The organism is Prochlorococcus marinus CUG1433, from assembly GCA_017644425.1.
Taxonomy (GTDB): domain Bacteria; phylum Cyanobacteriota; class Cyanobacteriia; order PCC-6307; family Cyanobiaceae; genus Prochlorococcus_A; species Prochlorococcus_A marinus_U.
Genome location: JAEPLN010000001.1, coordinates 1,451,533 through 1,465,263 on the forward strand (window position 1 = coordinate 1,451,533; position 13,731 = coordinate 1,465,263).

The 13,731-nt window shown below is 33.7% G+C and carries 15 protein-coding genes; 3 read left to right on the forward strand and 12 right to left on the reverse strand.

All coding sequences use genetic code 11. The annotated features are described in order from the left end of the window. Window positions 1-2: 2 nt before the first annotated feature. Window positions 3-911: a 3'(2'),5'-bisphosphate nucleotidase CysQ gene (locus JJ842_08120; GenBank protein MBO6971875.1), complete on the forward strand. Its 909-nt coding sequence runs from the start codon at window positions 3-5 to the stop codon at window positions 909-911. Here JJ842_08120 and JJ842_08125 read toward each other — a convergent pair. From JJ842_08125 to sppA, 12 genes are all read right to left on the reverse strand, one after another. Continuing rightward, window positions 908-3,076, reverse strand: a complete 2,169-nt coding sequence (locus tag JJ842_08125; GenBank protein MBO6971876.1) for a polyribonucleotide nucleotidyltransferase — start codon at window positions 3,074-3,076, stop codon at window positions 908-910. The two genes, JJ842_08120 and JJ842_08125, sit on opposite strands and share 4 nt — an antisense overlap. A gap of 176 nt (window positions 3,077-3,252) precedes the next feature. Then, window positions 3,253-3,555, reverse strand: a complete 303-nt coding sequence (rpsN, locus tag JJ842_08130) for a 30S ribosomal protein S14 (protein ID MBO6971877.1) — start codon at window positions 3,553-3,555, stop codon at window positions 3,253-3,255. A gap of 64 nt (window positions 3,556-3,619) precedes the next feature. Further along, complete coding sequence (gene rseP, locus JJ842_08135; GenBank protein ID MBO6971878.1) at window positions 3,620-4,699, reverse strand: RIP metalloprotease RseP; 1,080 nt, start codon at window positions 4,697-4,699, stop codon at window positions 3,620-3,622. A 9-nt stretch (window positions 4,700-4,708) separates the two neighbouring features. Beyond that, window positions 4,709-5,986, reverse strand: coding sequence for a serine--tRNA ligase (gene serS / locus JJ842_08140; protein ID MBO6971879.1), 1,278 nt, complete (start codon window positions 5,984-5,986; stop codon window positions 4,709-4,711). A 124-nt stretch (window positions 5,987-6,110) separates the two neighbouring features. Further along, complete coding sequence (locus JJ842_08145) at window positions 6,111-7,577, reverse strand: AAA family ATPase (protein MBO6971880.1); 1,467 nt, start codon at window positions 7,575-7,577, stop codon at window positions 6,111-6,113. Window positions 7,578-7,592: 15 nt separating this feature from the next. Further along, entirely contained in the window at window positions 7,593-8,735 is a 1,143-nt protein-coding gene (yidC, locus tag JJ842_08150; protein MBO6971881.1) for a membrane protein insertase YidC, read from the reverse strand. Window positions 8,736-8,807: 72 nt separating this feature from the next. Continuing rightward, window positions 8,808-9,221, reverse strand: coding sequence for a PH domain-containing protein (locus JJ842_08155; protein MBO6971882.1), 414 nt, complete (start codon window positions 9,219-9,221; stop codon window positions 8,808-8,810). Further along, window positions 9,218-9,604 carry a ribonuclease P protein component gene (locus JJ842_08160; GenBank protein ID MBO6971883.1) on the reverse strand — a complete coding sequence of 129 codons (387 nt, stop codon included), beginning with the start codon at window positions 9,602-9,604 and terminating at the stop codon, window positions 9,218-9,220. The genes JJ842_08155 and JJ842_08160 overlap by 4 nt, the downstream gene beginning before the upstream one ends. A gap of 11 nt (window positions 9,605-9,615) precedes the next feature. Then, window positions 9,616-9,753 carry a 50S ribosomal protein L34 gene (gene rpmH / locus JJ842_08165; GenBank protein ID MBO6971884.1) on the reverse strand — a complete coding sequence of 46 codons (138 nt, stop codon included), beginning with the start codon at window positions 9,751-9,753 and terminating at the stop codon, window positions 9,616-9,618. Window positions 9,754-9,783: 30 nt separating this feature from the next. Continuing rightward, entirely contained in the window at window positions 9,784-10,362 is a 579-nt protein-coding gene (locus tag JJ842_08170) for a DUF2808 domain-containing protein (protein ID MBO6971885.1), read from the reverse strand. A gap of 70 nt (window positions 10,363-10,432) precedes the next feature. Then, complete coding sequence (gene aroH, locus JJ842_08175) at window positions 10,433-10,804, reverse strand: chorismate mutase (protein MBO6971886.1); 372 nt, start codon at window positions 10,802-10,804, stop codon at window positions 10,433-10,435. Between the two features lie 13 nt (window positions 10,805-10,817). Further along, complete coding sequence (gene sppA / locus JJ842_08180) at window positions 10,818-11,627, reverse strand: signal peptide peptidase SppA (GenBank protein MBO6971887.1); 810 nt, start codon at window positions 11,625-11,627, stop codon at window positions 10,818-10,820. Window positions 11,628-11,679: 52 nt separating this feature from the next. Between sppA and JJ842_08185 the strand changes: the two genes are divergently transcribed. Both JJ842_08185 and JJ842_08190 read left to right on the forward strand, forming a co-directional pair. Continuing rightward, on the forward strand, window positions 11,680-12,621 hold the full coding sequence (locus JJ842_08185) for an EamA family transporter (protein MBO6971888.1): 942 nt from the start codon (window positions 11,680-11,682) through the stop codon (window positions 12,619-12,621). Window positions 12,622-12,650: 29 nt separating this feature from the next. After that, window positions 12,651-13,727: a glycosyltransferase family 4 protein gene (locus JJ842_08190; protein MBO6971889.1), complete on the forward strand. Its 1,077-nt coding sequence runs from the start codon at window positions 12,651-12,653 to the stop codon at window positions 13,725-13,727. Window positions 13,728-13,731: the final 4 nt, after the last annotated feature.

Sequence of the window (13,731 nt, forward strand, 5' to 3'; positions counted from 1 at the left end):
TAATGATTAAATTACCTTCTGGTGTAGATATTAATAATCTTATCGATGATATAAGAATTTTCAGCTGGCAAGCAGCAGATATTTTGCTTTATTACTCTAAATTATTGGAAGATTCTGATTATAAAAAAAATATACTTAAAAATAATAATCTAGAGGATCCTGTGACTTTGGCTGATTTAGAAGTTAATGAGGTGATTATTCAAAGAATAAATGAAAAATATAAAAGTATTAACTGGGATATTTTGAGTGAAGAAAATGTAAAAATTTCTTCAAAAATTTTTGAAGGTAAAAATGATTGGATCTGGGTTCTAGATCCTCTTGATGGAACTAGGGATTTTATACAAGGAACAGGCAACTATGCAATGCATTTGGCATTAAACTTTAAACATAAACCCTTTATTGGATTTGTTTTAATTCCAGATAAAAATCAATTATGGATTACAGATGGTAATAAAACATGGTGTGAAAAAAGAGATGGATCAAAATACAAACCAAATCTAGTTCATAATAAAAATCTAGAAGAAATGACTTTAGTAACGAGTAAAAACCATGGAAATGAAATTTTGAGAAATTTAATTAGGAAAATTAATTTTCGCAAAGTAGAAACTATGGGAAGTATTGGCTGTAAAATAGCCTCTATAGTTGCTGGAGAAAGTGATATTTATATCTGTCTAAGTTTACCTGGGAAAAGCTCACCAAAAGATTGGGATTTCGCTGCACCAGAATCTATTCTAAAAGCAGCTGGTGGGGCAATTACAAATCTGGATAATGAAGAACTTACTTATGGGCAAAGTGGTTTTAAACAAGGTGGCATAGTAGTCGCTACTAGTAATAGGGATAACCATGAACGAATTTGTCTTGAAATAAAAAAAATAATTAAGGATAATAGAATTTATCCTCTTAGCTTTTAATTAAGCGGAGCAACTGGAGTAGGAGTTGGTTCAGGATAAGACATTCCACTATTTTGCCCTACCCCCCTCAAAGTAAGATTAATCCTTCCTCTGCTATCAATTTCTCTTACTCTTACTGTAACTTCATCTCCTTGTCTTACTACATCTTCAACTCTCTCAACCCTTGCTTCGGACAATTGAGAAATATGAACCATGCCTTCTTTCCCTGGCAATATTTCTACAAAAGCACCTATAGGTATAATTCTTGTTACTACACCAGAGAAGATCTCACCTTCATGAACCTTTCGTGTTAATCCCTCCTCGATAATCTTTTGCGCTTCTTCTGCCGCAGCGCCATCATGAGAAGCAATAGTTACAATGCCGCCATCTTCTATATCTATTTTTGTATTCGTCCTTTCAGTGATTCCTTTGATAGTTCTGCCACCAGGTCCGATAACAGTTCCTATAAGCTCAGGATCAATTCTGAAGCTTAAAAGTCGAGGAGCATGGGGAGAAAGGGATTCTTGAGGTTCATTTATCGCCTCTTGCATCTTTTCTAAGATATGTAATCTTGCAGGACGAGCTTTTTTAATTGCATCAGAAATTATGGAAACTGGTAAACCTGTAATTTTCATATCCATTTGTAAGGCAGTTATTCCTTTGTCAGTACCAGCAACTTTAAAGTCCATGTCTCCAAGAAAGTCCTCAATTCCTTGAATATCAGTAAGAATTCTTACTTCTTTCCCCTCTTTAATTAGGCCCATGGCAGTTCCACTTACAGGGGCTTTTAAAGGAACACCGGCGTCCAGTAATGAAAGTGTGCTTCCACATACAGACCCCATTGAAGTTGATCCGTTGGAACTTAAAACTTCACTAACTACTCTAAGTACGTAAGGAAATGTTTCTTTCCCAGGTAATACAGGTATTATTGCTCTCTCAGCTAACGCTCCATGGCCAATTTCTCGTCTTCCTGGAGTTCTCATTGGTCTTGTTTCTCCAACTGAATAAGGTGGGAAATTATAGTGATGAAGATAAGTTTTTTCAGTGCTCGGATTAAGGTCATCCATCTCCTGTGCATCACTTGGAGTGCCTAATGTTGTTGTGGATAAAACTTGGGTTAAACCTCTTTGAAATAATGCAGAACCATGTACTCTTTTTGGAAGGATTCCTGCAGAGGCAGATATTTTTCTAACTTCGTCCAGATCTCTACCATCAACTCTTTTATTATCATTAATAATCTGCGATCTCATTAATTTCTTTGTAAGTTTTTTAAAATCGGAACTTAACAATTTATCATTCTCTGAAAGTAGAATTTTTAATTGATTCTCATCTTTTAAAGATTCAATTTTATCTTGAGTCTCAACTTTAATTTTTTCGAGTTCAAAATCTCTATCCTCTTTTGATAAATCAAATTTCTTTAAAACTAACTCAATCGGTTTTGTACAATTTTTTTCTAAGTAAGAGGGCAATGTTTTATCTTCCTCAGGCTCAGATGGCATAACCTGTTTTATCCCTAAATCTTTTAGTAAATCTTTTTGAGATTTAATAAGTTCAGTAACTGCCTCATATCCAAAATCTATAGCTTCTATAGTATCTTGCTCTGATAATTGATTAGCACCTGCCTCAATCATTACTATACCGTCAGGTGATCCTGCAACGACAATGTCTAAATCTCCTTTTTCTATCTCCCTATAGCTTGGATTTAAGATAAAATCATCTCCTATAAGCCCAACTCTTACTGCAGCCATTGGTCCATAAAATGGAATCTCTCCAAGTAAAGTTGCTATTGAAGCCCCAGTTACTGCCAATACATCTGCTGGCACCCTTTCATCTAGAGAAAGACAGGAGGCAACAATTTGTATCTCGTCTCTCATCCATGAGGGGAAAAGTGGCCTCATTGGCCTATCAATTAATCTTGAAATTAAAGTTGCTCTCTCGGGAGGTCGACCCTCTCTCCTCATAAAACCACCTGGAATTCTTCCGGCAGCATATAGTTTCTCCTCGTAGTCACATATTAGAGGTAGAAAGTCTGACACATCTTTTTTTGTAGTTTTTGTAGCTGTTACTAATAAAGAGGTGTCACCACACTCAATCATTACTGATCCATTAGCTTGAGGAGCATATAGTCCTGTAGTTAGTCGTATCTCTCGTCCGTCAAACGTGATCGACTTATTTTGTCCTTCCACTTTTTAAATTATAAATCTATACATAAGTTATTCTTACATTTTATAGGGACATATTGAGCAAATTATTTAGATAAGCTATAAAAACTTTTAAAAATCACATAAAAGTTGATAATGTTTTTAATAATTACCTTACCAAGTAAGTGATTAAAATACTTTAATTAAGAAATTAAAATCTATTACCAACTTGATTTAACTACACCAGGAAGTTCACCGTTATGAGCTCTTTGTCTTAACTGATTCCTGCAAAGACCAAAATCTCTATATACCCCTCTAGGTTTACCAGTTGCCCAACACCTATTTCTTACTCTATTTGGTGCAGAGTTCCTTGGCAGTCCTTGAATCTTTCTATGGATTTCTAACCTTTCCATTGGATCTTTTGCGGCATTAAATTCATCTAATAATGCTTTCCTTTTTGCAGCATATTTCTTAACAAGTTTTTTGCGTTTAACTTCTCTCGCAATCATTGACTTTTTCGCCATTTAGTCAGAATATTTAAAACTAATTATTATTTTAACAGCTTGAAGAACAGTTTTTAAAATTTATTTATTGGTTTAATAATCTTTGTACGATTAATAGTTGACTAGTATCTCTAATAATAAGCAGAACGCTTAGTCCAACTAAAAGAAAAAAACTGGACTGAGTAACAACCATTTGTACCTTGACTGGAACAGGTTTTCCCCTAAAGCCTTCAATTATAGTGAAAACAAGTTGTCCACCATCTAACAATGGTAAAGGCAATGAATTAAGTACTGCTAAATTAATAGAAATTAAAGCCGCAAATAATAATATGCCTGTTCCACCTTGTTGAGATAATTGTGCACCGATTTCAACGATTTTTACCGGCCCACTTAATTGTTGAGCTGTTGAGGAGAAATTTGTTATTAAACCTTTATAACCTTGAATTGTTTTTACCAAAAGTGATGAAAATTCCTTATTAGTATATTTAAAAAGTTCGAAAACGTTTTTCGTCTTTTTAGTTTCTTTCCTTATATTCGGTTGTAATTGAGCACCTATTGTTCCTTTCCCATCAATATTTTTTGGTACCAAAGTTAAATCTTTAAAACTCCCATCCCTTTCAATTTTTATTGAAATTGGTTCGTCTGATGAATTTTGAATTTCTTTTACTAAAGCTGAAACGGCTTGATCCCCAACTCCTAAAGTACTAGTTTCGATTTCTAATATTTTATCCCCTGGTTCTAAACCTGCAAGGGAGGCAGCCTTTTCAGGTTGAGTAGCCAAAACTAAAATGCCTGGTTCTGGATCAAATGGAATACCAACAGTAGTTACATTTATAATCAAGATTGAGTAAGCAAGAATCAAGTTGGCAAATACTCCAGCGGAAATTACAATAACTCTTTGAATTATTGGCCTATTTTTTAAAAGATTTGGATCTTCAGGGTCAATATTGTTAAGTTCTTCATCAGGGAAGGATACAAAGCCTCCAAGAGGAAAGGCTCTGAATGAATAAGTAATATCTCTAAATTTTTTTTGAATAATTGAGGGCCCAAAGCCAATTGAAAATCCATCAACATAAATACCTTGTAAAATAGCCGCAAGAAAATGCCCCATCTCATGAAAAAATATGAGGAACCCAAGTACTGTTATTGAGGTTAAAACGTTCATTTTTTTATATTAAGCAGTTTTTAAAAAATTTGATCCAAAATATGGAACCAAAGCATCTGGAATCTTAACGCTACCATCTGTTTGTTGGCCATTCTCAAGAATAGCTGCCATTGTTCTTCCAATAGCAAGACCACTGCCATTTAAGGTATGTATATATGTATTCTTTTTATCAATTTTTGATCTTATTGATGATCTACGTGCTTGAAAGTCAAGGCAATTACTGCAACTTGAAATTTCTCTATAACATTTGCTGCTGGGAAGCCAAACTTCAAGATCAAAAGTTCTACTAGAAGAAAAGCCTAAGTCTCCAGTACAAATATCTACTAATCTGTAGGGTAAGTTGAGCTTTTTTAAAATGCTCTCTGCATCAGAAGTAATCTTTTTATGAGCTTCTAAAGATTTACTTGGATCACAAAACCAATAGAGTTCAACCTTATTAAATTGATGAAGTCTTATTAAACCTTTAGTATCTCTGCCATAACTTCCAGCTTCTCTCCTAAAACATGGACTATATGCAACATATTTTATAGGTAACTGTTTGGGATCAATAAGCTCGTTTCTATGAAAAGCAGTTAGTGGAACTTCAGCTGTTGGAGAAAGCCATAAATCATCATTGGAACACTTAAAACTTTCATTTGAAAATTTAGGTAATTGACCAGATCCGGTAAGACTTTCTGAATTTACTAAAGCTGGCGGCATTAACTCCAAGTAACCATTTTTAGTATGCATATCGAGCATAAAATTAATTAATGCCCTCTCTAATCTGGCGCCATTGCCTATAAGAGTGACAAAACGACTTTTTGATATTTTTGTTGATTTTACAGAGTCAAAAATATTAAGACCTTCTCCTATTTCCCAGTGTGATTTTATATTCTCTTTTATTAGAGGATCCCCCCAAGTTTTTATTTGCAAATTATCACTTTCATCTTTCCCAATAGGCGCGTCTTTGCTAGGAAAATTTGGCAAATTATAAATCTCATCATCTACTTCTTTGTCTAATATTTTTTGTTTCTCTTCGAGTTCAGAAATTTTAATTCTGTATTCGTTTCCCTTTTTCTTTAAATCATTTAATTCTTGTAAATTATTATTTTGGGATTTTCCAATAACTTGGCCGATTAATTTGCTTAATTTTTTACTCTCAGATTGGAGACTGGAAATTTCTATGTCAATTTCTTTTTTCTTAACAGTTAATTCGTGTATATGGGATATCTTGTAAACTTTTCCTCTTAAGGACAAATTCTCTTCAACAGATGTTGGGTTTTCTCTTATTAATTTTTGATCTAACACTCTTTTGTTTTTTTTTATATTAATTAAGATAGTTAATATCGATTCATTATTTGGGTTTTTCGATTAAAAATTAACTAAATTAATGATTCCTGACTTATGAAATATTTTAAAAATTAAATTTTATTCACGATGCAGAGCGGGCCCGTCCTGAGGAAGACCATTCTTTTAGGAAATCAATTTGCTCTTTAGCAGTTCTTGATAAAGGAACTAATTCAGAAACTGCCTTTATTAAATCTTTCTCCATAAGTTCTCTATTTTCAGAGAATGAAATATGCATTCCCTCTATTACTGCTTGTTCAAGTTCTGCCCCTGAGAATCCATCTGTTCTATCGATTATAGAAGATAGAGGAAAACTGTAACTTGGTCTTCTTTTTTTTAGGTGCAAATCAAGAATACTTGATCTTTCTTCGGAATTTGGCAAATCAAGAAAAAATATCTCATCAAACCTACCTTTCCTTAACAATTCAGCAGGAAGCTTATCTATAGCATTAGCGGTAGCAATGACAAATACGGCAGATTCTTTTTCAGCCATCCAAGTTAGCAAACTTGCCAAAACCCTCTGACTTGTTCCTCCATCGCTTCTGGCATCGCCACCAAATCCTTTATCAATTTCATCTATCCAGAGGATACAAGGAGACATGGCCTCAGCTCTTGAAATTGTTTCTCTAGTTCTTGCTTCGCTTGAACCAACGAGACTAGAAAACAGTCTCCCAACATCTAACCTGAGTAGCGGCATTGACCAACTCTTAGAAATTGATTTTGCGGTAAGCGATTTTCCCGTTCCTTGCGCCCCGACGAGTAAGACTCCTTTGGGAATAGGTAATCCATAATCTCTAGCTTCTTTAGAAAAGGCCCTGTATCTTTGATTAAGCCAAACTTTTAAAACATTTAAACCACCAATATCATCTTGACTTGATTTAGCCTCGAAAAATTCTAAAATTTCACTCCTTGCGATCACTTGTTTTTTCTCTTCAAGAATATCTTTAATATCTTCTTTACTAATTTTTCCTCTTTGAGCAAGGGCCTTTGCAGTGACTTGCTTTACTTTTATTTCGGTAAGTCCACTTGAGGCTATAGAAAGTTCGTTTAAGTCTTGTTCCTCAAGATTTGAATTGGTACTAATAGCAATTTTTTTTATTAGATTTTTCAATTCTTCTTGATCAGGCAAAGGTAGATTTACAATTGTCATTAATTCATCCAGCTCTTCTGATGATGGAAATAAATGAGAACTAATGATTAAATTATGACTAGTTTTCTTAAGTTCTGAAGATAGTTCTTTAATAGTTCTATTGATAGATGGATCATCATAAAATTTGTGGAAATCTTTTAATAATAAAACCGTAGAGACTTCGTAACTTTGCTCTTTAAGCCAATTGAGCACTCCTAACGGATTATTAGAAAATTTACCTTCTTCATTTATTAATCCTTTTATACCGCTAACACAATCCCAGCAAATGAATCTTTTTATATTTAGTCTTTCACAAGAGAAATTAAGTAGTTTTTCTAATCTTTCCTCTTCTTTAGTCCTGATCCAAATTAATGAAGTTCTTGATTTTATGAGTAATTCTAAATTTCTACACCAAGAATTCATTATGTAAGATTAAAGCTATTTTTTACTATTAGGTTCAAAAGGTAATCTTTTGTCTGAGATCGTTGAAGCAGAAGTTGCTATTACTTCATTTTTGGCTGATAATTGTTGATCCAAAATTTTCTGTAAATTTTCAGGAAGAGCTTCTTTATTAAGCAGAAAAGTCTGAAATGCTTGGAAAATATTGGCAACAACCATATAAAGTAAAACCCCCGCAGGTAGTGGGAAAAACAGAAACATTCCAGTAATCATTACTGGTGTAATTTTGTTTGCCGTTGATTGCTGTGGATTCGCAGGCATTCCCTGACTAGATAAAATTTGAGAAAGTAACAAAGTCAATCCAAAGGCACCAACAAGTGCAGCAATATCCCAATTAATTGCCCCATCCACATAAAAGCCAACTTGACCAAGAGCTTTAATGAATAAAAAGCCACTTTTGGCAGCTAGACCAGGGATTTTTGCCTCGATTGTTGCATCCCCCGGTTTAATTGCTGTAACAATACCGTCTTGGGAAACTTTAAGATTTTCTGATCCTTTAGAAACCTTCCAAGTGGGTAGAAATTTTGATCCATTGTCGTATTTAGATAAAACTTCCGAATAGCTATTACCATTTGTTGTTTGTAAATTTATTTTTATGGATTCTTCTGTTCCTAATTTTGTTCCATTAGGGATTGTTGCGACTACAGGAAAATGCGATTTTTCTGTAATAAATATAGAGTGTCTTGGTGATTTATAAGGTTTTGGATCAATTGCGGCTACTTGATCCTGTGGAACTACCTTGAGATTAATGTTGTAAGGAACATCAGCAAATGGAGATCCCCTGAGGGTTGCAAACAATGCAAATAGAACAGGCATTTGTACAATCAATGGAAGGCAACCTGCGAGGGGACTGCCAAACTCATTCATTAATTTTCCAAGTTCTTCTTGCTGTTTCTTTGGATCACCTGAAAACTTAGATTTTATTTCCGCCTGCCTTTTTTGCATTACGGGTTGAGCAATTTTCATTCTTCTTGCGCTTCTAATGGAACCAGCGCTAAGAGGGAAAAGTGCAATTCTAATTACGACTGTCAATGCAACAATCGCTAATCCATAGCTGGGAACTAAACCGTAGAAAAAATCTAGAATCGGGATAAGTAATTTTTCAGAAATGAACCCTATCACGATATTAAAAAGAGTGTAATTTTATTAGACATTTTATTTTACAGGAAAATTAGGTTTTTGTAATTAATTTATTTAGGATTTAGTAGCAAATCCCTCTACCTCGTTGAGATTTGGAATTTGTGATCTTTTATTCATATTTTCTTCAATAAATTTTTGCTTTTCTCTGAATAAAGCTATTGATTTCATTTCAACCTTTGATCCGTCGTCAAGAATAAGAACCATATCACCATATGAACCAAATCCCCTAGGAATTGATCTGATTTCTTCGATCTTACTTAAAGAAATTTGGGTTTTGTTTTTACCAAACCATCCACCATCTATCGAAATTTTCTTATTAGTTATTTTATATCTCAACCACAAAGCCCTAACTATTGCGGCAAAGGTAAACGGTAAACCAAGAATGGTTAGTCCTGCTAAAAGATTTATTATTAAATCGCTTTTTGCAGGCCCACCTTCGTAAAAGATTTCTTCATTCATGTTAATCATTTGATTAGACGAGATTTGAACATTAAGTTTTGAAATTCCTCCAAAAGTCTATTTCTATCATTGCAGAAATCCCCAAATTTAAGGTTAACAAGTAACCAATGAGGTTTGTGGTTATTAATTCTTGGAATATTTTTTAATAACCACTCTTGTAGAATTCTTCTTATTTTATTTCTAACTACAGCTTTTTTTGAAACTTTTTTACTAATAGCTATAGCTACTTTTAGATTATTTGAAGTGCTTCTAATTCTGTGGGATAGGAGTATTTCTGGATTTGATTTCGCAACTTTAAAAGTCATTAATTTCCCATGATATTTTATGCAATTTTTGTGAATATAATTAAAAGTCCTATGACCTTTTAATCGCATATCTTTAGGTAGGGCCATTTAATTTAGAGTTAAACAGCTATTCTTTCTCTACCTTTTTGTCTTCTGCTTTTAATAACTCTTCTTCCGGTGTGAGAACGCATTCTAACTCTGAAACCTGATACACGTTTTCTTTTTCTTGAAGTTCCGCCAAATGTTCTTTTAGTCATTTTTTTTACTATATGTATTTAATCTATCATTTAATCGATCACTATAGTCCAGCTTCCTAAATATCTTGAATCTGATTTTCCTTTGGGTTGCCCGTATGAGTGGAATTGAAATAGTCCCGATTTATTTGGGTTGGAGACTTTAAAGACAATTGCATAACTTTCTTTATTAGAGGGAATTGGGCTATAGGGGTAAATATTCAATGAAGTTAGGGATGATTTATCAGTATTGAGCTCAATATCAGCTGGAATATCCTCAAGACATGTAGTTCTACTTTCAAAACCGCCTATTCTTACCTTACAAAAACTTATTTTTTCTTTGCTTAACTTTGTTTTAAAGGTTTTGGGAATTACTAGATTTATTTTTAAGAGATCAGCAGTTCTATCACTTGGCCTTAAGAAAAAATAAATTGTATTTCTAAATCTTCTTTTATTTTCTTTTTGAAACCACTTTAATCGTCTATATCCAGAGTCTTGGTCCCACTGAAATTCGAGCCCTGCTTTAGCGTCTTGTATGTCATTAAAAAAGGGAGTCGAAACTAAAATTGTAGGGATAAGAAAAAATCTTAAAATCTTAAAATTTAAAATAACTTTCTTTGTTTTTTTTAACATTGATGAAATAACTTTAATATAAAAAATTTGGGTTATCCAAATTTTAGTTAGGTAATTAGTTTTCCTAAGGTTAACATCTATCTGACCTTAATTTTGAAGCGCCTCTTAAGTAAGGATGTTTTATTGGAATATCTGGCGGCAATAGAACTTGAGCCATTATTCTTATACAAAAATCAATATCATTTGATACCTGCATTTGTTGGCAGTCTAAAAATGCTACTGAATCAAGACCATTACATCTCCTCGCAATTGAAGCGGGGAAACATGCATCCAAGTCTTTTGTTGCCGTGAATGTAATGGATAATAAGTTCGTCTTGATCAGATTATTACGTAAAATTAATTCATTTACTAATTCCACTACGGCATCTTCTATCTCCGCGACAGAATTCCCAGAGGCTGTAGTAGCTCCTCTAATAAATGAAATTTTATAATCATCTTTCATTTTTCACACCTATTTATGGTTTATATAACCACAGTATTTTATTAGATGAATCAACCTCAAATAAGATATAGTTGATAGCTTTTTCAATTATTCTGCTTCCTGGTATTAACCCAAGTATTTTCTTTTTTTTCTTCCCAAAAGTTAAGGGTTGAATTTTTGGATCAATATTAACCATTTTTGAAGCAAGTTCCCTCGCAACAAATTCATCTCCAATTTCATCGACAAGTCCTAGTTCTTTTGCTTGAGTTCCAGTGAAAATTCTTCCATCAGAAAATTTTCTTACTTCTTCAACAGGCAAATTTCTCCCTTCAGCCACAGCTTCAGTAAATTGTTTATAACTTTCATCTATTAGTCCTTGAAGTAGTCCTCGACCCTCCTTACTTAAAGGTTTATCAGGAGAAAGAATATCTTTAAATACACCACTTTTAACAGTTTCGAATTTAATTCCTACTTTATCTAATAATTCAGAAAGATTATTTCCTCTTATAATCACACCAATAGACCCAGTAATTGTTCCTGGATTTGCAATTATTTTGTCAGATGCAACTCCAATGTAAACTCCCCCTGATGCTGATATGTTCCCGAAACTTGCAATGACTTTACACCCCTTTTCTTTTAGTCTCTTTATAGCAGAGTATATTTCCTGGCTATCGCCCACAGTACCTCCTGGGGAATCAATTCTCACGATTAAGGCAGGAAATTCTCTATCCTCAATTTGTTTAAGAGCTTTGAGGACAGAAACTCTTGTTGAACTTGTAATAGGCTCATCAATTACGATACGAGCAATTCTTTTTTTTGACTTTCGTCTAAAAGGCCAAATCATTCTTTTAAGGTAAATACATAAAACTACTTTAAAAAGATTATCAGCAGACTTAATGAATTCAATCCTAAATTGGTTTTTAATGATACTCCCATTTATTTTTTGGGGTACTTCAATGGCAGCTATGACTCCATTAGTTTCTAGTGCTGGTCCAGAGTTTGTGGCTTCTTTAAGATTACTTCCTGCAGGAATTCTTGTTCTAATAACAACATATTTGTTTAAAAGAGACTTAAAAATTTATAAGTGTGATTTGAAGTGGTTTTTTGTTTTTACAATTGTCGACGCTACTTTTTTTCAATTGTTTTTAACTTATGGTATTGAAAAAACTGGTGCAGGTCTCGGATCAGTATTAATAGATTCTCAGCCCCTTTTGGTTGCTGTACTAGCAAGAGCAATTTTTGGTAATTTAATTAACCCAATAGGTTGGTTAGGTTTGCTTTTTGGCTTAGGAGGGATAGTATTTTTAGGTGTTCCGCAGGAATTTTTAGAAAATTGGTGGTTAATGTCTGATAAGGCAATGACTAACGTTTCTTTTAATTTTGGAGAACTTTGGATGCTTGCAGCTTCTTTAGCTATGGCATTAGGAACAATTTTAATCAGATTCACGTGTACTAAAAGTGATCCAATTGCAGTTACTGGATGGCATATGGTTTTTGGAAGTTTGCCATTAATTCTTAAGCATTGCATACAATCAAATTTTCAAATTATCCCAGATTGGTCATTATTTGATTGGGGACTTATGTCATTTGCAAGTGTTTTCGGAGGAGCTGTAGCTTATGGATTGTTTTTCTACTTTGCTAACAACAAAGAAATAACTGGATTTAGTACTCTTGCATTTTTAACTCCTGTATTTGCTCTTTTAAGTGGAGGGGTATGGTTAGGTGAAAGGCTTACTATTGTTCAATGGATAGGAGTAGTTTTTGTGCTTATCTCGGTATTTTTTGTAAGCCAAAGAAGGACATTATGGGAAAATAGAACGACTGATACTACTATTTAGTTAGTTTCTTGGTGTAAAAAGTATTAATAATGCGAATAGTTTTAATTAGCACTCCAATAGGTTTCTTAGGTAGCGGCAGAGGCGGAGGAGTTGAGTTAACTTTAAATTCTTTAGTTTCTGGATTGCTTAATTTAGGTCACTATGTAGAAGTGATTGCTCCTAAAAATTCTAAATTACACAAAAGTAATGAAAAAGCAAAATTACATCTTGTAGAAGGTGAGGATCAAATCAGTTGGCAGCATCAAAATTACAATTCTCCTGTAATTATCCCAGAAAATTCGCTTCTTGCAGGAATGCTTGAAAAGGGATTAGAAATAGCTAGAAAATCAGATATATTGTTGAACATGTCTTATGATTGGTTACCTATCTGGATGACTTTAAATATAGATGTCCCCATTGCACATATTATTAGTATGGGTTCCGAAAGTTTAGTAATTAATGATTTAATTTCCAAGGTATATGCTAAGTATCCATATAATTTTGCTTTTCATTCAAAAATACAGGCCAATGATTATCCATTTATAAAAAAACCAACAATTATTGGTAATGGCTTTAAATTAAATAATTATATTTTTCAAGATTCAGTAAACGGACCTTTGGCTTGGGTTGGAAGAGTGGCGCCCGAGAAAGGCTTAGAGGATGCGGCTTATGTGGCACATGTACTTGGCGAAAAACTCAATGTTTGGGGAGTCATAGAAGATGAGACTTATGCCTTAAAGATTGAGCAATCATTTCCTCAAGGTACGGTATGTTGGAAGGGTTTTTTGGCTACCGATGAATTACAAAAAGAACTTGGCAAATGTAGGGTTTTACTAAATACCCCAAAATGGAATGAAGCATATGGGAATGTCGTTGTTGAAGCTTTAGCCTGTGGGGTGCCAGTTGTAGCTTATAGGAGGGGAGGACCTAGTGAAATTATTCGGCATGGGCAAACGGGATTCCTTGCTGAACCAGATGATAGAGAAACACTTCTTTTACATGTAAAGAACATCAAAAATATAAAGCGTATAAATTGTAGAGAATGGGTAGAAAAAAATGCCTCCTCTGATATATTTGCTAACAAGGTTTTGAACTGGCTTAATAAGGTAATTAATGAATATAAGTAAATTA